The 17,690-nt window shown below is 46.8% G+C and carries 18 protein-coding genes and 6 pseudogenes; 3 read left to right on the forward strand and 21 right to left on the reverse strand.

Annotated features, from left to right (window positions below; translation table 11 throughout):
- Positions 1 to 62: 62 nt before the first annotated feature.
- From NFS35_RS24680 to NFS35_RS24705, 6 genes and pseudogenes are all read right to left on the reverse strand, one after another.
- The gene (locus NFS35_RS24680; protein WP_251209706.1) at positions 63 to 878 is read right to left on the reverse strand and encodes an FtsX-like permease family protein; all 816 of its coding nucleotides are present in this window, start codon (positions 876 to 878) and stop codon (positions 63 to 65) included.
- Positions 865 to 1,635, reverse strand: a complete 771-nt coding sequence (locus NFS35_RS24685; RefSeq protein ID WP_251209707.1) for an ABC transporter ATP-binding protein — start codon at positions 1,633 to 1,635, stop codon at positions 865 to 867. The genes NFS35_RS24680 and NFS35_RS24685 overlap by 14 nt, the downstream gene beginning before the upstream one ends.
- A gap of 128 nt (positions 1,636 to 1,763) precedes the next feature.
- Positions 1,764 to 2,546 carry a sensor histidine kinase gene (locus tag NFS35_RS24690; protein WP_251209708.1) on the reverse strand — a complete coding sequence of 261 codons (783 nt, stop codon included), beginning with the start codon at positions 2,544 to 2,546 and terminating at the stop codon, positions 1,764 to 1,766.
- Between the two features lie 230 nt (positions 2,547 to 2,776).
- Positions 2,777 to 3,439, reverse strand: coding sequence for a response regulator transcription factor (locus tag NFS35_RS24695; protein ID WP_251209709.1), 663 nt, complete (start codon positions 3,437 to 3,439; stop codon positions 2,777 to 2,779).
- A gap of 254 nt (positions 3,440 to 3,693) precedes the next feature.
- A pseudogene (locus tag NFS35_RS29790) lies at positions 3,694 to 3,843 on the reverse strand (MBL fold metallo-hydrolase); the annotation flags it as partial.
- A 582-nt stretch (positions 3,844 to 4,425) separates the two neighbouring features.
- A pseudogene (locus tag NFS35_RS24705) lies at positions 4,426 to 5,601 on the reverse strand (recombinase family protein); the annotation flags it as partial.
- A 224-nt stretch (positions 5,602 to 5,825) separates the two neighbouring features.
- Between NFS35_RS24705 and NFS35_RS24710 the strand changes: the two are divergent.
- On the forward strand, positions 5,826 to 6,509 hold the full coding sequence (locus NFS35_RS24710; protein WP_251209710.1) for a hypothetical protein: 684 nt from the start codon (positions 5,826 to 5,828) through the stop codon (positions 6,507 to 6,509).
- Between the two features lie 79 nt (positions 6,510 to 6,588).
- Here the strand turns inward: NFS35_RS24710 and NFS35_RS24715 are convergent, their stop codons facing one another.
- On the reverse strand, positions 6,589 to 7,476 hold the full coding sequence (locus NFS35_RS24715) for a MobA/MobL family protein (protein ID WP_251209711.1): 888 nt from the start codon (positions 7,474 to 7,476) through the stop codon (positions 6,589 to 6,591).
- Between the two features lie 57 nt (positions 7,477 to 7,533).
- Here NFS35_RS24715 and NFS35_RS24720 point away from each other — a divergent pair, with 57 nt between their 5' ends.
- The gene (locus NFS35_RS24720) at positions 7,534 to 7,854 is read left to right on the forward strand and encodes a hypothetical protein (protein ID WP_251209712.1); all 321 of its coding nucleotides are present in this window, start codon (positions 7,534 to 7,536) and stop codon (positions 7,852 to 7,854) included.
- Between the two features lie 173 nt (positions 7,855 to 8,027).
- Here the strand turns inward: NFS35_RS24720 and NFS35_RS24725 are convergent, their stop codons facing one another.
- From NFS35_RS24725 to NFS35_RS24735, 3 genes are all read right to left on the reverse strand, one after another.
- Complete coding sequence (locus tag NFS35_RS24725) at positions 8,028 to 8,543, reverse strand: hypothetical protein (protein WP_251209713.1); 516 nt, start codon at positions 8,541 to 8,543, stop codon at positions 8,028 to 8,030.
- Between the two features lie 131 nt (positions 8,544 to 8,674).
- On the reverse strand, positions 8,675 to 8,863 hold the full coding sequence (locus tag NFS35_RS24730; protein WP_251209714.1) for a SymE family type I addiction module toxin: 189 nt from the start codon (positions 8,861 to 8,863) through the stop codon (positions 8,675 to 8,677).
- The gene (locus tag NFS35_RS24735) at positions 8,845 to 9,033 is read right to left on the reverse strand and encodes a hypothetical protein (RefSeq protein ID WP_251209715.1); all 189 of its coding nucleotides are present in this window, start codon (positions 9,031 to 9,033) and stop codon (positions 8,845 to 8,847) included. The genes NFS35_RS24730 and NFS35_RS24735 overlap by 19 nt, the downstream gene beginning before the upstream one ends.
- 131 nt (positions 9,034 to 9,164) lie before the next feature.
- Here NFS35_RS24735 and NFS35_RS24740 point away from each other — a divergent pair, with 131 nt between their 5' ends.
- Positions 9,165 to 9,491 carry a helix-turn-helix domain-containing protein gene (locus NFS35_RS24740; protein WP_251209716.1) on the forward strand — a complete coding sequence of 109 codons (327 nt, stop codon included), beginning with the start codon at positions 9,165 to 9,167 and terminating at the stop codon, positions 9,489 to 9,491.
- A 360-nt stretch (positions 9,492 to 9,851) separates the two neighbouring features.
- Here NFS35_RS24740 and NFS35_RS24745 read toward each other — a convergent pair whose 3' ends face one another.
- From NFS35_RS24745 to NFS35_RS24795, 11 genes and pseudogenes are all read right to left on the reverse strand, one after another.
- Entirely contained in the window at positions 9,852 to 10,244 is a 393-nt protein-coding gene (locus NFS35_RS24745; protein WP_251209717.1) for a TnpV protein, read from the reverse strand.
- Positions 10,171 to 10,441: pseudogene (locus NFS35_RS24750) on the reverse strand (helix-turn-helix domain-containing protein). Before NFS35_RS24750 ends, NFS35_RS24745 begins: the two are co-directional and overlap by 74 nt.
- 321 nt (positions 10,442 to 10,762) lie before the next feature.
- The gene (locus tag NFS35_RS24755; protein ID WP_251209718.1) at positions 10,763 to 11,242 is read right to left on the reverse strand and encodes a hypothetical protein; all 480 of its coding nucleotides are present in this window, start codon (positions 11,240 to 11,242) and stop codon (positions 10,763 to 10,765) included.
- Positions 11,243 to 11,404: 162 nt separating this feature from the next.
- Positions 11,405 to 12,091: a DUF3879 family protein gene (locus NFS35_RS24760; protein WP_251209719.1), complete on the reverse strand. Its 687-nt coding sequence runs from the start codon at positions 12,089 to 12,091 to the stop codon at positions 11,405 to 11,407.
- 14 nt (positions 12,092 to 12,105) lie between these two features.
- Positions 12,106 to 12,849: a hypothetical protein gene (locus NFS35_RS24765; RefSeq protein ID WP_251209720.1), complete on the reverse strand. Its 744-nt coding sequence runs from the start codon at positions 12,847 to 12,849 to the stop codon at positions 12,106 to 12,108.
- A gap of 147 nt (positions 12,850 to 12,996) precedes the next feature.
- Complete coding sequence (locus NFS35_RS24770; RefSeq protein ID WP_251209721.1) at positions 12,997 to 13,125, reverse strand: ATP-binding protein; 129 nt, start codon at positions 13,123 to 13,125, stop codon at positions 12,997 to 12,999.
- A gap of 120 nt (positions 13,126 to 13,245) precedes the next feature.
- A pseudogene (locus tag NFS35_RS24775) lies at positions 13,246 to 13,614 on the reverse strand (hypothetical protein); the annotation flags it as partial.
- A 312-nt stretch (positions 13,615 to 13,926) separates the two neighbouring features.
- A pseudogene (locus tag NFS35_RS24780) lies at positions 13,927 to 14,172 on the reverse strand (LytTR family transcriptional regulator DNA-binding domain-containing protein); the annotation flags it as partial.
- A gap of 586 nt (positions 14,173 to 14,758) precedes the next feature.
- Complete coding sequence (locus tag NFS35_RS24785; RefSeq protein ID WP_251209723.1) at positions 14,759 to 15,790, reverse strand: tetratricopeptide repeat protein; 1,032 nt, start codon at positions 15,788 to 15,790, stop codon at positions 14,759 to 14,761.
- Between the two features lie 14 nt (positions 15,791 to 15,804).
- A pseudogene (locus tag NFS35_RS24790) lies at positions 15,805 to 16,592 on the reverse strand (helix-turn-helix domain-containing protein).
- 13 nt (positions 16,593 to 16,605) lie between these two features.
- Entirely contained in the window at positions 16,606 to 17,490 is an 885-nt protein-coding gene (locus NFS35_RS24795; RefSeq protein WP_251209724.1) for a nuclease-related domain-containing protein, read from the reverse strand.
- Positions 17,491 to 17,690: the final 200 nt, after the last annotated feature.

Here is a 17,690-nt window from a genome sequence, read left to right on the forward strand (position 1 = left end):
CACAAAAAATGGTTTAGACCTCATAATAAGACTCTAACCATTTCAGACAGTTCGCTATTAACTTAATGACATTGATTTGCCCGTAGTACCTGGACAAGCACAGTAGAAAGGGAATAGAAAAAGAGGAATGTCCCCGCCACAAGCAGGATGCCCGCCACCTGAAAAGACCGGTTCTCCCGTGAGGGCAAAATACCGTTTCTGTAGAACATCACCCCGGAAGACAGGATGCAGGCCAGGGAAACCAAAAACAGCAGCACGGGCAAAAGGCGGCTCCGATTTTGTGATGTTTCATTTTTCCTGCCGGCTGTCAAAAGGTCGATCAACTGTACGCTGGAGACAGACCATACATTAAAGGTCATGACAAGCAGAAAAATAACCGCAAAACACAGGGCAGTCTTCTGAAAAGCCCCCATTGAAAAGACAAGCCGGAACTTTGACAGTTCAATGGCAAACAGTTTTAAAGCGACTAATGATATTCCCTGCGATAACGCAACGCCAAGGCATAGGCCTGTCACAAGCGCAATCACCCCAACGCAGAATGTTTCCCCTGCAAATATCCGGGAAATGCGGCCCTTTTTCATGCCAAGAACCATATAGAGGCCCAGTTCTTTCTTCCTCCGCTTCAGTAAAAATAAGTTCGCATAAATGATCAGGAACGCAAGGACAACGGCAATCAGCACTGTCAGGGTAGAAAGCAGGTTGCCGAGCTGGTCATACAAAAGCGTCTTTGTCATACCCATTTCTGAAAAAGCCGGCTGGTCTGAAATGGAATTAAATGCGTAAAAGACACTTACCGAGATCATAAGGGTCAAAAAGTAAATCAGGTAATCCCGGATATTCTTCCTCACATTTTTTATAATCAGTTTACAAGAGGTCATTCTGCTCACCTCCCAAAACGGAAACCACCTCCAGAATCTTTGCAAAAAAGTCTTTCCGGCTGTCAGCGCCACGGTTCAGCTCGTTAAAGATTTTCCCATCCTTGATAAAAAGAATGCGGCGGCAGTAGCTTGCAGAAAAGGCGTCATGCGTTACCATGAGGATTGTAGCGTCAAGGCGTTCATTCAGCTCTGTCAGCATGGTCAGCAGCATCCGGGAGGAATTGGAATCCAAAGCGCCGGTGGGTTCATCGGCCATGACCATTGCAGGGTCTGTCACCATTGCCCTTGCCGCCGCCACACGCTGCTGCTGTCCTCCCGACATCTGGTAGGGGTACTTGTCCAGCACCCCGCAGATTCCAAGAGCCTCTGAAATCTGCCGCACTTTCCTTTGAATCTCTGCCGGCTTTACCCCTGCGATAGATAACGAGAGGGAGATATTTTCATAAGCGTTCAGCGTGTCCAGAAGGTTGAAGTCCTGAAAAATGAAGCCCAGCTTCTTCCCGCGGAAATCCGCAAGCTGTGAGCCGTGCAGAGCGGTGATGTCTTTCCCGTCTACAAAAATATGCCCGCTTGTCACCGTATCGATTGTGGAGATACAGTTTAAAAGCGTTGTCTTTCCGGAACCGGAAGCCCCCATAATGCCCAAAAACTCACCTTTGCAGACCTGAAAGGAAATATGGTCTACAGCTTTTGTCAGACTGCCCTTGTTGCCGTAATACTTTTGGATATCATCCACTTGTAAGATTGCATCGTTCATCGTATGTTTGTCTCCTTTCCAAAAGGGTAATCCCTATTGCACCCCTAATCTACCATACCGATTGGAAGCCTGCCATTATTTTAGATTACATTTTCATTACCAGAATGTAAGGAAAGCAAAAAGGCGGGTCATAATCCCGCCTCCTGCAAGTAGCTTTCCTGTGGGAAAGACAAAATGACTGTCGTCCCCTGTCCCAGATCACTTTGAATGGTAATTTCCATGTTCATTTTATTGCAGAGTTTTTTACAAAGGTACAGACCGATTCCCGTAGATTTGGAATACTTTCGGCCGTTATCCCCGGTAAAGCCTTTATCAAAAACACGGGGCAGGTCTGAAGGGGAAATGCCAATCCCATTGTCCGAAATGAGCAGCCGGACAGCATTCTGCTCTGTGTATGCCGAAAATGAGATTTGTAAATTCTCGGCATGGTATTTAATCGAATTTGATATGATCTGGCCAATGACAAAAGCACAGCTTTTCGTATCTGCACAGACAGGAACGTCCAGCCCGTTAAAAACAGGCCTGCCGCCCGCCTGGATCAGCGGCTTTGAGTAAGTCTTCAGGGCAGAATTTACAAGCGCCTGCAGGGTCGTTCTTTCCACCTTAAAGTCTTTTTCCACTGCCGCAGAGCGGGCATAATATAATACCTGTTCCACAAAACCGTCTATCCTGCGCAGTTCATCGTCAATCCGCAGTGTGGCCGGGTTTTTATTGTTCTCCACGATCAGGCGGGCTGCAGCGATCGGCGTCTTGATCTCATGTACCCATGAATCAAGGTATTCACGGTACTCCTGGCTGTCCTGCCTGGCATCTGCCACCCGGTCGTTTTGGTACTTGTTACAGCGCCGCAGTATCTCATCCAATATCTGCCCATCTAAAAAACCGGGCTGTACAAGGATTTCCCCAATCAAAGTTTTTTCCTCTAGCCGCCCCAAGATGTCCCATAACTGATTATAAAACTTGCGCCTACGTAAGTAATCATACAGAAAAGCGCATAAAAACGCCATAAACAAAATGCCCTCCACAAAGAAGATAAAAACGATTGGTATTTCAATCAGCCAGAGTAACGAGAAAACAAGCAACCCTGACACTATCAGACAAATAAAAGAAAAAATATGGTCTGCCGCATAATCTTTCATTTTCATACAAGGTACCCCAATCCACGCTTTGTCTCCAGATAATCAGGAAGCCCGATTTCTGCCAGCGTTTTCCGTAAGCGGACGATATTTACATTAAGGGTATTTTCATCAATGAATTCTTCGCTCTGCCACAGATCATCAATAATGGCATCCCGTGGAATGATATTCCCTTTATTTACCATCAGCAGCCGCAAAATCCCCATTTCATTTTTGGTAAGTTTCTTATTCTGGCCATTATAACTGATTTCTGCCTTTAGTAAATTCAGGGTCAGACCCTTATGGGTAAGCACCACACTGCCCTGTGTTTCACTGGCTCTTGAAAGAAGTTTCTGTATCCGTGCCAGCAGCACCTGTGCATTGTATGGCTTAGATACAAAATCATCCGCACCGATATTCAGGCTCATCAGTTCGTCAAAGTCGGTGTTCCTGCTGGTAAGAACAACTATAGGGACATGGGAGCTTTGCCGGATTTCCCGGCACACCTGGAATCCGTCCTGATAAGGCAGGTTGATGTCCAGCAGGATCAAGTCTGCCCCGGACTTAAGCGCAAGCTGCGCTATGTCTTCAAAATCTTCACTGCTTTCACATTGAAAACCATATTTTTCAAAAAACTGTGTTAACTCTTTCCGAATAGGCATTTCGTCCTCAATGATAAATAATTTCATCTCCGATTTCTCTCCCTTGTTTTATTCTGCCAGCAATCGGCTTCTCCACTGCTTTTAGTATCAGCCAGACGGTTCCAACATTTTCATTGTTTCCCTTTCATTCCATCTCCCGAACGTGCCAGCCATCCCACCCACAAGGCTCCACTGGCGCTGCATATAGGATTTCAGATTTTCCTTGCTTTGCCTGTATGCCTCCCAGACTGTTTCCGGGTCTTAAAATTATGCTTTATGCCAGAGCAGCATAGCGTCCTGAAATCCAGTATCTGCCGGACTTTCCGCCCTGCATCCTTATCATTCCCACTGTCCACCAGATAGACGTTCTCCCCGTCCTCCACATAGACGCCTATCTTCGCCGGGCTGTTTATGCAATAGCATTTTTCACTGACTTGAACCAATTCATACATTCTTTGTTACCTCCTTTGATCGTTTCCATATACAAAATTAATCATAACACATTCCTTACCGTCCCTGCCATTTTTTTGTAAAATACCGGCAGGACAGACTGGCCGTACTTATGAGAAAACCCATTTTCAAATGGATTGTTTCTTACGCAACTCATTATAAGCTTGAAATTATATGCATACAATATTAGAATTGTGTTGCATACAATTTTGTGGAGGTACGCCTCTGCCTGTCAATTCCTCTGAAGATTACCCCATGTCATGGAGTTTGCCCGGAAACGAAACCAGATGTTCAGAACCATTTTTCCTTCATCCGAGACTGATAATATCGAGCGGTTTTTCCACTGGCTGCCGCTCCCTGCCCATCTGACAAGCGAGGAATTAGAGCTGCTGGCATTGCAGAAAGGGATTCATGTACTTGGCTCCCACCGTTTCGCAATGCAGAATGAAAACAGATCATCCTATGTCCGGGTATCTATTGTGTTATCCCCAATTAGTAGGAACAATACAGCTTTCTGGCGGGCGGCGGCACGTCAAGAAATATATATGGAGTTTTTAAAGAATCCCCCCGGAGCGGGGGAGCGGTCAGCCTGTGACCTGCTCCACTTCCGGTATGGGTTTGAGATTAAAATGAATTTCGATAGAAATGTGTCTTGTTTTGTCGCTGTCTATGGTTTCATGGACCGATTTCTTTAATCAGGCGTTCAGGGTGGAAGCGTCCAGCTCGGTGATGTCCCGGTATTCCTGTATGGATTCCACCCACTGCCTTGCGTCCACGGCAAGCCGGATTTCATTGGCAAGGTGTTTCCTGCCTTTTTCAACTTTAGCCTTTAATTCCGCCTGTTCCTTCTGCGTCTTTTCCAGCAGGAGATTGAAGTTTTCCTCTGTGATTCGTCCGGCTACCATATCCTCATAAAGCCGCAGAACCATCTTTTCCAACACTTCAACTCGTTCTTCGTCTTTGGCAAGGGTGCGCTCCATCGCTTCCCGCTGGTCTTTCTGCTCGGCTTGGCAGGTGTCGGTCAGCCGTCCGGCCACCGCTTCGCTGTCGGTCAGGACAGCGGCGGCACACTCCCGGATTTTGTTCAGCACAAGGGCATAGAGGGTGTCAAATTCAACCCGGTGCTGTGTGCAGTGCTACTTCCCATAGGTATTGTAGGTCTTGCAGGAGAAAATACGCTTCGGGAACTTCTCATGCGTGGTGCGGATAGTAAGAGCCTTTCCGCACTCCCCGCATTTTATCAGCCCTGCAAAGAGGTTGATTTCCCCGGATTTGCCCGGTCGCTGGCGGGATTTCAGTTTTTCCTGCACAATCGCAAAGTCCTTTTTGTCCACCAGCAGCTCATGCGTCCCCTCCACCACAATCCAGTCCTCCGGCTTCTTATCCCGGATAGTGCCGATTTTAAAGCGGTACTCGGTCTTTTGGGAAGCGATTGCACCTGTGTAGACGGGGTTCATCAGGATTTCCTTAATCACGGAGAAGTCCCAGACGTACCGCCCGTTCTCCGGGTCTTTCTTTTCCCATTTGGTGCGGATGTTCCGGTGTCCCCGCTTCCGGTTCCACCATGTGGGGCAGGGGTGCTTCCCTTCCTCCAGCCTGCGCCGGATGTAGTTGGGGCCGTGGCCGTCCAGCGCATATCCGAAAATCAGCCGGACAACCGGGGCGGTTTCCCCGTCAATGAGAAGGTGGTTCTTGTCCTCCGGGTCTTTCTTGTAGCCAAACGGGGCAAGGCAGCCGGTGAACTGGCCTTTAGGCTTTTTGTCAAGAGGAACTTTTCAAGGGATGGGAAAAATCAAGCGGGAAAAGCCCTGTGGACGGTTAAAAGCCGTTTTCGGGGGTGGGTAGTATAAAACCCTTACCCCGCCCCGCGCCGGGGCTTGGAGTGGATAGACGGAACGGACATAGAACGGGGATTGTTTTCAGCAGGGAGATATGCTATACTTGGGTCGGCAAACTAACCGACAAATCGGGGGACAAAACATAAATGGATTATTTAGTAAATGGCTGGAATAAGTATAATTTTTTCTTATCACCGAACAAGTTAGAGAAGATTTTATCAGAATATCATTTGGTCATTTTTGGCGCACATGTACCTGTTGATTATACGGAATCCAGTTTGCAAGAATATTTATCCGCATATAGCAACTTATATGATTTGCTGTTTTCCGGCAAAAAAATTGACTGGGAAAGAGATTATTCTCTCTTTTTACAGCGGGGAATTACATCGGATTTAGCAAACTGCATTTATAGGAAGTTACATATGTATGAGGGAAAACAATACAAACGCGCTGATTTCAATGAACCAGTAGTAGGAATTTCTCCCGTGGCGCTGTGGCTCAATTTAGGGGAAGATAGAATGCTGCATTGTTCCACGGCCTATTCTTATTCTTTTTGTTCGGAATATTACATGGGTGTGCAGCTGCAATATCCCAAAACAATCCAATACAAGATCGATGGCGGATACGAACCCTTAAAAACCACAAAAGGATTAAAAACCTATCAAGATTTTGAAAAGCTCAAAACATCAATCAAAGAGGTTTCTCATATCCTGACCATCAAAACAGCAGATGGATTTGAACGGAGAACGACGATTTGGGTTGACGACGTAGTGAAAAGCAAGTTAAATACATGTTGGTCATTTCAGCAAAACGGCATAACTGTTAAATAATTAAAGAAAATTTCCTATTTATCGAATAAGTGAAAAATTGAAACAGGGCGGCGGCAATCTATCCCCGCCGCCCTGTCCGTTACCGCCCCATATCCTGCGCCCTGCGGGGCTGCTGCTCCCGCTGTTCCTGACGCAAGATACTGTAAACGCTCTTACGGATTTGCTCGGCTTCTTTCACTTCCTCTTTCAGCGCGAGATACCGCCGGTTGAGCGTTTCCCTCTCGGCGGTCAGCTTGGCATACTCCGCTTTCCATGCCTTTACCGGCAGGGCAGTCTTGCCGTTCATCACGCCTTTCAGGTAGTCGTGCGCCGCCGTAAACAGGATTTGTTCGGCCTCGGTCAGATGCTTTTTCCCCTTGTACTTGAAATAAATCTCGGCCTGTTCAATGTGCTTTTTCAGAGTGCCTAACCGCCGGTCAATGGGTTTCAGTTTGTGCTGAATGTCAAGCTGTTCCCCTATCATGGATTTGAATTTTTCATCAAGCCCCGCCATATCCATGATGTTATTGGCTTGCAGGAAATTCAGCATTTTCGCCGCGTCCTTGAGGTTATACAGCGATTGGGAAAACTGCGATTTCCCCTCCCGCGCCCTGCGGGACAGGATGCCCTGGATATAGTCGGCAAGGGTGGGCGGCTCGGTGTTCTCCTGTTCCTCTTTCAGCCACTTTTGCAGCTTGGCGATACGGGCCTTTAACTGCCGGAGTTTCTGATTTGTTACTTCGATTTCCCGGTTCAGATCGCCGCGCTCGGTGCGGATGCCGCGCTTCTCCATGGCGGAAGCGGCCACGCCTAAATGGACGGTGGGTATCTGGTCTATTCCCTGCCGCTCGTAACTGCGGTGGTCGATGCGCTCGGCGTGTCCGTACTGCTCCAACGCCCGGTTGCAAAGCTGCGCCCACGCCGCCCGCCATTCCTCGGCTTTGGTCTGCTCGTTCCAGTCGGTGGCGGGGAAGTCCTGCGGGGGCAAGTCCTTTCCCAATATCAGCCAGTGGAGGAAGATACCGCATTAAAGGCACTGGAAGCTATGCAGGTACAGGAAGAAGATTATTTCTGTCAGGTCACGCACCGAACTTGGGACACTATCCTCCATGCCATAAGGGAAGCACACAAGGATGATACGGACAGTGCGCCGGACGGCTCCAATGGCATGAAGCTAATCAAGGACGCAAAGAGGGCGCTGGCTGTGCCAGGTTCTTATCTGGATGTGTTCACCGCCCTTATGTGTACGCAGCTTCAAATCCGGTATGAGAAGCTGTCGGAGCAGGAGCGCACGGTTTTGAAGAATGTTATGAAGAAAACTCCGGCATATAGGGATTCCCCGTTGAGCAGGATGAAGCGCAGATAAGGAAAAGCCGTTGTCTGGGCTTTTGTCCATGCAACGGCTTTTGGGGTAACTTTAATTCAGTTTTAGACGCACAAACTGAAATATCGAACAGAGCGGCGGCAAGACACTGTTTTATGCTGTCCCTGCAAACTATGCTCAATTATAAATCCCAGTGTATTTATTAGAGCGTAAAATCAAAACAATCCCAGAATACGGTTCACGACGTTGAAAAAAGTCGTTATCATAACCAGAATGCCCACTATGCCCAAAAGTAAATACGCCTTACTCATCCGTCTGCTGCTGTTTTCAAGATAAACGCTATCCTCCGCTTGAAGCCGCAGCCCGCTATCCTGGGGCAGTTTGTCGATGAGTTCCTTCTCCAGCGAAGACACAAGGTTGGCGTAAGGCGTTTTTAGTTGCCAGAGATACCATCCTGTCAGACCCATTTCTTTTTTCTTTCCGTCCTTTACCCAGGCCTCGAAATGCAGTTTTCCGTTTTCGTATGTATAATCAAAAAAATATAGCCTAGTATTCGCCTCTGTAACCCTCAAGGGAGAGACTCCCGTATTCATCCCATAGTCGGCTGTCCAGCATATCTTCCCCTGCCACTCGTCTCTGTAAAATCCATTTCCCTTTAAAAAACTGTCAATCAGCCCCCGTACCTCATCTTCCGGAAGCTGCAAATCTATCTCTCTAATATATCTGCTCACAATGCATTCCTCCCTGTTTATTTGCAAAATACACATCAACTGTTTCTGATTAAAAGCATATTTTTATTATACCGTAATCACGTTCCAGATGGAATAGACTTTACAAAAAAATCATTTTAAGATAATGGATACTATTCCCTTGAGCCTGCCCTTGTTCCGTCTTTCGTGATGATAAGCTGCCCCTGTTGACACTTCACGGTGATTTTATCTCCGGCAGAAAAGTCAGCCTGTTCCAGCCAGTTCCCCTGTAACAGTATCTGTGGCGGTGATTTTTTAAAAGCCCCACGTCCATTATAAACAGTCAGTTTGCGGTCGTCCATCCGTCCTCCTTTCCCGCCGCCTGTCGGCATACGATTTCAAATACATTCCCGTCCTCTGTCCTGACAGTAAGAAGGCTGTTCCGCTCGTCTGCGTTCAGGTCGGCAATCCCCATCCCCTCGCTGTCGTTCAGTAAATCAAAAAGCCTGTCCCTAAAATAGTTCAGTTCCATTCTGTTGTTCCCTTTTCATAGTCTATTAGCTAATATTATATAGTCATTTAGAAGCTATTGCAATCCCTAAGTGTGATGTAGTCTAAAAGTGTACAAAATAAATGCTGATAGCTTATGAAATGGGTGGCATTATGGAAGGTAAAGGATTAGGCAAACGTATCAACATGGTGAGGAAAGACCGGGGATTCACGGCGGACAGGCTCTCGGAGCTGTGCAATATCAACGCAACCTATCTCCGGCAGATTGAAGGCGGGACGAAGGTTCCCAGCCTGCCCGTATTTATCAATATCTGCAACGCACTGAAAATTTCCCCTGATTATCTGCTGCGGGATGCGCTGGAAGATAATGAGGTCAGCAAAATACGGGAGTTGGCAGAGCTATGGGAAAGCACATCTCCCGGCCAGCAGGAAATCGCCGTTGCCATGATTCGGGCGGTATTGGAGCGTAGGGAAGATTAGAAAGACCAGCCGGGTAATCGGCTGGCCTTTCCATGTCCAATCAAATATAAATCAGTTCGCTGTTTATGATTTCCTCCGCCCGGCTGCGTATATTGTTCATCCGGCCTAAAATCCAAACTTAGAAGAAATCCAAACTTTCCTCTGTAAATCCTTTATTCAAGGCATTTTCTGATATAAAAGTTTGGATTTTGTTTTGTACTTCTCTTGTCAGAAATGAGAATAAATTGATTGAAACAGAGCTAAATAGCAATGTTTTACGCATTTTGTCATAATTGGAGTATTGTACTTTGTGAAACGAAATCCAAACTTTTTCCGGCAAGAATCCCCAATTATCAAGCTGTTTTCAGAAAAGTTTGGATTTTATATAAGTTTGGATTTTGCGCCAAATCTAAACTTTTGGATTTGGCCTACCCATTCAAGCTGATTCCGGGCTTTCAGTTCCTCGGTCACTCCCTCGGCGGCTTTCATCTGCTCCATGATTAAGTCCAGCCGTTCCTCCGCCTGCTCGTTCAGGTCGGCAAGGTACGTCCACAATTTCCCTGTCAGGATAAGGGAGCTGTACCGTGCCGGGTGTTCCTGTTTGAGATATTCCCGGTGCAGCCGCCCGTAGCGTCCGATGGGGCGGTTCTCCTCCGGCAGCTTCAAGTCCGGGATGTAGTAGTCGCCTGCCAGAATATAATCAATGCCGTTCTCTGTGATTCTTTCTTTCAGTTTTTCCTTTGTCGTTCCCTCCTGTAGTGGAAGGCTCGTCACCGGCCAGCTCAATCACGTCCATAATGCCACAATCCAGCGTTTCACAAATGCAGGCAAGTGTGTCCATGCTGATATGTTTCCCTTCTTTGCCCATATTGGCTATCATTTGTGATCAGGCCAGTGGCAAGCCTTAAATCCTCTTTCCTCATGTTGCGCTCTATCAGTGTGTGCCAGAGCGGTTTGTAACTGATGTGCATTTTTCTCCCTGCCTTTCTGCCCCGGATGGGCGTTTGTACCCATTATATCAGGATTCTTGCTAACTCACAAATATTTCCTGACGGTATCGCCGGTTCCGTCTGGATTGTGCTTTTCCTTTCCTCTTTTGATTACCTCTAATTAGCCATGACCTGCTTCACCCGATACGGAGATGATTTGAAAAAAGGGCTGCTGAAACAGTCCTTTTCTCTTATTATCACTTATTCGTTTAGTTCTTACCGTTTTAATAATATACAAACACGAAAACTCCGAGCAGTTTCCGTGTTTGTATCTCATCCCTCGTATTTCAACAGCATTTTCCATCAAACTAATACGCCTTTCAGCCAAACCGACAATATGCGGGCCTGCTGAACCTCTATGCTTCTGGGCGTATATACTCTTGGATGCTCCAAATCGTACAGCGCTTCTTTCGCTGCCTTGATCGCAGATTCCACCGTGCTTCCAAGAATGTCAAAATTCTCCGTTTCACCCTTAAGCTGTTTATTAAGCCGCTGCACCATCATCTGCGATATGTGGCTCATCATCCCGTTGCCCCGGATTCCCATGCCGTTCGCATTTACTTCTTTCGCCGCATCCATCCACGCATCCTTCACTTCCTGCGGGGCACCCCGTCCGACCATCTCAAAGGCTTTCTCGTCCTGGCCGGCTGCCCTGCCCTGCGCCGCTTTTTCTTCCACCGCTTCCATGAATCCCACCGTTCCGGGTTCCACGCTTCTTTCCATCTTCCTTGCCGTGTATCCTGTCAGCGGATATCCTGTTGTTCCTATTCCATTTACGCTCATTTTTCAAATCCTCCATTGTCATCAATTATTTTTATTGCAACCCCTCTGTCGGTCAGAGCCGCGCCCGTTCCCTCGTAATAAGTCCGAGCGCTTCATTGCCTCACCTCCGGGCAGACCGCAGAGGCAAAGCATTATGCGCCTCTGCGGTCTAGGGTGTAAGGATTATATCTGTATATCCAATGATGTAAGAGAACTGCCTGATTTCTTCAAGTTCGCTTCCACGGATTCCCTTGTGACACCGTCCAATGCCCCATACGGAATTGGCTTTCCAATCTCCCACTTAGGATCAGCTTTCCTTGCTGCATCCAAAAATGCCTTCCGATATGCCCGCTCGTACTGCTGCATGGTATACCCTGCTGCCAATCGGTCATTTTTCTGTACCTTGCGATGTAAATTCGTGTACACATCTGACCGTTTTGTCGTATCGCCATTCAAAACACCATTTTCACGCAGAAATTCTTTCTTAGTCTGCTCAAACATCTCATCTTTGCTACTATCAGGAATGGAGATAATACGTTTCCGGCTGCTTTCATTTTCATCTGTTACCAAAAGTCCTGCCAATCCTGTAGCCGGATCAATGTAATCTCCGTCTTTATCATAGCATTTCATGGAATTTTTAATGCACTGGATATTTGTGTACATCGCACCGTTTCCATTCCGCATCATTTCTTTCATCGCGGCCTTATACTGCCTGCTGTTCGTATCAATACCCGCCGCCCTTAACTGCGCCTGTATGGAACCGCTGTTTAACTGCGACAACTGAAAGCTGCCTATAATGCTCGTACCTTTTGTGCTTTTTGTTCCAAACATACTCTGAAACAAAAAACTGTAATCTGTGATTCTTGACATAACCACCACCTCCTCTACGCTTCATTTTTTATGCCGAACATACCGTCCAGCATGGATAATACTTTCTCCATGCCACCCTCTTTGGAGCCGGAAACCTTATAGGCATTCTTCCACGCCTGTGCCAGCGCCATCAGTTTCTGCGGCACGTCTGTATCCTGCGTCTCCTTGTTTACATCTGTAAAAGCCGTCTGCCTGCTCCCTGCCTTGGATGCCAGCCTATTGAACTCGCCTGAAATCATTTCCTTAACACCTGCACCGTCAGCCATCTTCTGGAACGCCTTATCCAGTCCGGCCAGTTCCTCATCAAGCGTCATCTTACGGAACCCCGTTTCAGAATTTTCATCCCCCACATAACGCTCCACCGTACCGTCCTTATAGCCCTGCACAATCTCATCGTAAAGGTTCCCATACGCCCTTACATAGTCCGCTGCCCTGTCCGAAAAGCTGTATGCGCCGCCGTTATCCCTCTGCCCTTTCAGCTTCCCGGCTTCCTCGGACAGACGGTATCCATAACCTGCCCCTATGGACTTTGATGCCTGCATTATGGACTCTTTTTGCTTCACCACGCCCTCGTGGGTTCTGGTCTTGCCGCCGTTTTGCAGGCTTTCAAGCCCCTCCCTTGAGATTGTGACATTCACCGCCCTGTCAGCCTGTGGCGGCTGCGCCTCCGGAGCATTCCTGTCAGGCTTTTGCGTCTTCATGTTCCGGAACCATTCGGTTCCCGCCTGCTGTGTGCTTCCATTCACATGCATAGACATACTATCATCCTCCTTGACTTAATATTTTTGTGCCAACCCTGGCCTGCATACAATTTGCTGTTTCATAAAATCTATCGGCAGATACGCCCGCATTTCAAACCGCGATTGCACCAAGTGACTATAAATTGCGCGAAATGACCATAAAGTTTATAACATCACCACCGCCTGGAACTTTTCCGCGTCACAGGAAACGGCGAAATCGCCCTCGTATTTATCCGCCACGGCCTTCACGTTCGACAGGCCGGTACCTTCCGTGGCCTGCACTTTCTCTGCCACGGGGTTCCTTACGGAGAAGATCAGCTTCCCGCCCTCCTTGAAAAAATCATACTGGCGGCTCCTCTGTCATTCGGAGCCGCCCATGCCCCCTTGCAGTAAATCCGAGCATGATGCCCGCATTTATCCGAGCAGCGTATCTCCGCCTGCCGCTGTTTCAGTCATGACATTTGCATCATAAGCATTGGATGCCGCCGCTATCTGCCTTTCATCAGCCCACGCCTTTGCCAGCCTGCTTCTTTCCTGCTTCGCCTTTGCAACCTTTTCATCCAATAACTCCTGCTGCTGTCTCTTAGCCTGCGCCCGCTTCTCCATATATTCTTCCAGCAGTTCCTTCTGCCTGTCTTTCTTTTCACTCGTCCTTTTATAGAAACTGTTCTGTGAACGCACATCAAATTCCGAATCATACCCAATGGGCCATGAATCTGCCCTATACTCATTCAGAGTCGCACCGACAGTTATCAGCACGGAACAGTTCCTCGGCGCATAGGAATCATGCTCCCAACAAAATTTAGAATAGAAAGCAAAATGACATTCTGCAAGGCCATTATGGCTTCCCCTTTAATGAGCATGTGAAAAATAACCGTCATTGCAACAAATAGTGCCGTATAAAAGAAAACGAATACCGCCATTCCAATCGACTGACATCGGTACACCCGTTGCGGCAAGGATAAACAGCAATGCCACAATGCCATCCTTTTTTCCCTCTGAAAGCCGCCGTCCACAAAACAAGGAACATGATGGCTTGTACGGCAATCTTCCATATATCCAAGATGCTATTCACTATTTCAAACGCTGGCTGGCTCATAGGCTTTCCTCCGAAATGTAATCCATGTATGCCTGCACAAAGCCGTCATATTTATACCTTGAAAGCAGCAGCTTATCCCCGTTTGCCATCCTTACCTCCGTCTTATCGTAACCCTCCACATGGAAACGGTTGATAAGGTATCCCCGGTGGATGCGGTAGAACTGCCCCGCCAGCTCCTCCTCCAAATCCCCGATCTTCGCATAGTATTCCATACTTCCGTCTTTCAGGTACAGGATGATATTGTGGTTCCGACTTAGGTCAGTTTACAAGGAACTACACGCAGACCGTGAAACGGGCTGCTGACAACAAACGGCGCTATGCTCCCGGCAAGGGGCATAGCGCCTGTTTGTTGTGGGGGTATCCAAAGGGGGCAGCGCCCCATTTGGCACACGACTTTGCGAAGCAAAGTGTAGTGTGTTATACGCTCTGTCGGCGTTGCCGTGAAAATGCCGTTGCCGCCAGGGAGGGCAAGGGCATTTGAAGTGGCAGGAAAACAGGGCTTTGTTTGGGGCTGGGAAGCCGGAAACAAAGGGCTGGTTTCAGCAGCAGACAGGGCGTATATGAAAGCCCTCGTCCACCGTCCTCAGCCTATGGGACAAAATGTCCCAAACCTTTAGACACCGTGACTATATGTGTGGCCACACTCATTTATTTTAGTGGCCGTTCTTTTCTCAAAATTGAAATGGGCGGGAAAGCCATTTTAGGGCTTTCCCGCCTTGATTACCCATCAGCAAAGGCGGGCGGGTCTGTCAACGGCGGCGCATATATGCGCCGTTCACCTTGACCGTTGACTGGCTCGGCTGGCTTTGCTACACCAAACTCTATAAGTCATATCACAGGCTCTTTCATTTGCGATTGGCTAATAATTTCACGAATCATTTTTTGGTCGTTTGAATTGAATCCTCTAATTAATTTTTCAGCTATTTCTTCAGAAACATTTTCCTTTATCCATTTGATTCCCCAACCGATACAGCTTCTATCCAGATTTTGCATTTCGTCAGTGTTCCATGGGAACCAATAGCCCGTTGACCATGAAAACCAAATATCGGCTGCAATCCGAGAAGTCGTATAGTTAATAAAATCACTTAATGGACGACAGTAACTTTTTTTGTGCCTTTCAAATATGCCTATATTAGCATAATATATTTTAAGAATTTTTCCTGCGATTTCTAATCTTTCTTGCGTTGGAAGTTCTATATCGTGAATATATTTTTCCAGACACGCAACCGCTTCACAGCTTTCTGCCCCATATTCTTTTATTGCGGAAGTTACCATATTTTGAAGGGCTTCTTTTTCTAAAATACTATCCTCTGTTGGTTTTTTCGATGAAGTTTGCCCTCCTTCCTCATTAGTCCGATGCCGCACGTTATAATAATCTGCCAATGCCTGATACACATAGAAAGAAACAGGATTATCTGCCGGACGATTTTCTTCCTCTATCTGTTTTGCACGAAAAACATTTTTTGCACATTCTTCGTAATTCTGTATGTCTATATACCTATAAATTTCAGCTATACACACATAATCTTCCACCAGAGATAAATCAGATTTTCCTACAGCTTTTTCTCGAATCCGAAGTGCTTTCCGATAATATTTCAGTGCATTATTGTGCGAAGGCTTATGAGCATAAATATATGCCATTTGCTCGTATTGAAAAATATTTTCGATACTATTTTTTCCATACAGTTTTTCTCGAATTTCCAATGATTTTTTTAACCAGAAAATGGCGTCATCCCATGAAAAAGGAAGTTCAGCCTCACTATATTTTTCACACAGAATAGCATTTTCAATTCCATCTTCCGGCGTTTTTTCTTTTTCATACTGCTCTAAATCATGCGCTCTCCATGTAGATATTGCCATGAAATATCCTCCTTCTAATTTGCAATAAAATAAATCATTTTCTTACTTCCTCCCCGCTGTGGGATTGGATTTTTCAGCAAGTCCGATTTTCCCGCAAGCCGTTTCAGCGCCGCTTTGTCCTCCCCGCTCAACTTGCCATAATTCAGCCGGAGCCGTTTGCAGATAAACACCAAAGACGCTTTCTCCGGGTCGCTGTCCGGGCTGGCGGCTTCCTCGGCGGCCTGTAAAAATCCTTTCAGCGGGTTATCCTCCGAGACGCTAAAGAAATCGTCCCTATGGGTTTCACGCAGGTCAAGGGCTATCCCATTTATGTCCTGCTGGATTATGTAGCGGCAAAAGCTGTCGTCATCAATATGGGCGGCGATAAGCTGCCGCAACTGTGGGTCGCTTATATCGGGGTTATGCTGTTTGACGATTGTTGCGCTCATAGCGTCCACTATCGCATTTGCACCCTGCACCTGCTTGACCGCCGCTCCGTTCACATAGATTTCAAGGTCAGCCATCAGCTTGACAAAATCCGGGTGCGCCGCCAATTCGCACAGCAAGGCATTGTCCACCCGCCCACTTTTCAGCAGGTCAATCATTCTGTCACTCAAACGCAGGTCTGCAAGATCGGCGTTTGAGTGACGCTTCATTTCAGACAGCCCCAGCAGATAGTCGGTGGTCACGCCGTAAAACTTCGCCAGCTTGATAAGAGCATAGTGGCTGATGTCTTTGAAATCGTCTGCTCCGCAAGCTGTTCCAGCGTCAAGCCATGCTCCACACGCAGGTCTTTCAAGCGTTCTTGGATTGTTAAGGCCATATCCAAATACTCCTTATTTATGTTCGTCCGGTAAATTCTCTATGTATCTGCACTTCGGATAATTGGAGCAGCCCCAAAATCGTTTTCCCTGACGAGTTCCTTTAGAGACAATACGCATAACAAGCTGTCCACCGCAACGAGGGCATAGGGTTTTCTCCACATTTTGTGTTGCTGCTGGGGCAGAGATATTCTGCGAAAGGTTGTCTTGTGCTCTTTGTTGAATGTTTCTAATATGTGTTATTTTCTCTGCTTCGTTTATCTGCGTAAGCGGGTACAGCTTTTCAAATAATTCATCGATTTTGTCTGATGATAACTGTATTCCTACCTTTGCAATATTCTGTTGAACCGCAGAAAAAAGGTTGTACCGATTAACAACGTAATGTTTTCCGCTGGTTAACGCAATATCTTTTAATGTGCAACGGTCACTGAATACAATATAAGAATAAAAAGGCAAAGTTTGGTCGGCAAGAAATGTTTGAAGCCATTTCAGATGTCCCTTGTTCTGCCAAATAGGATTATAAAATTGATTTTTCTGTGACCTCCCTCGTCCAGTGGGTAGTGTTTGAGTCCAATATTGTTGAGATTCGGTTCCAAAAATCCACCCGCTATAATTTTTGGATTCAAATACATATATACCCGATTCATGAAGTAGGACAACATCTAATTCTGTGGTTTCTCCGTTGCTTTTCGGGATATACAAGTTAAATAAATACCGTTTGTACCCGGTCAGCGAGTCGAGATACTTATAAGTGTAGAATTCCCCCAGCCGTCCTTTGTTAAATCGAACGCTGCTATATGGATTTTTGGTTTGCTGATAGTATTCCGTTTTTTCATATCGCTTTTTCTGTACTACATATACAACAATGGCAAGAAGTACGGCAAGTAAAAAAATTCCCATTATAGTTCTCCCCCTACCTGTCTTTTGATTAGTATACCACAATTCCGAGAGCGTGGAAATAGGGAGTTTTCCGGGCTGATTTCCTACCTTATGGATATACGGCACCGGCAATCAAAAAAGTATACACTTGAGATAGTTCATCGATGGACAAGCCCCTTGAAAACCGAATGACCGTCTGAAAAGGAATACCCCGGCTGGGG

This window comes from Acetatifactor aquisgranensis, assembly GCF_943193215.1.
Taxonomy (GTDB): Bacteria; Bacillota; Clostridia; order Lachnospirales; family Lachnospiraceae; genus Acetatifactor; species Acetatifactor aquisgranensis.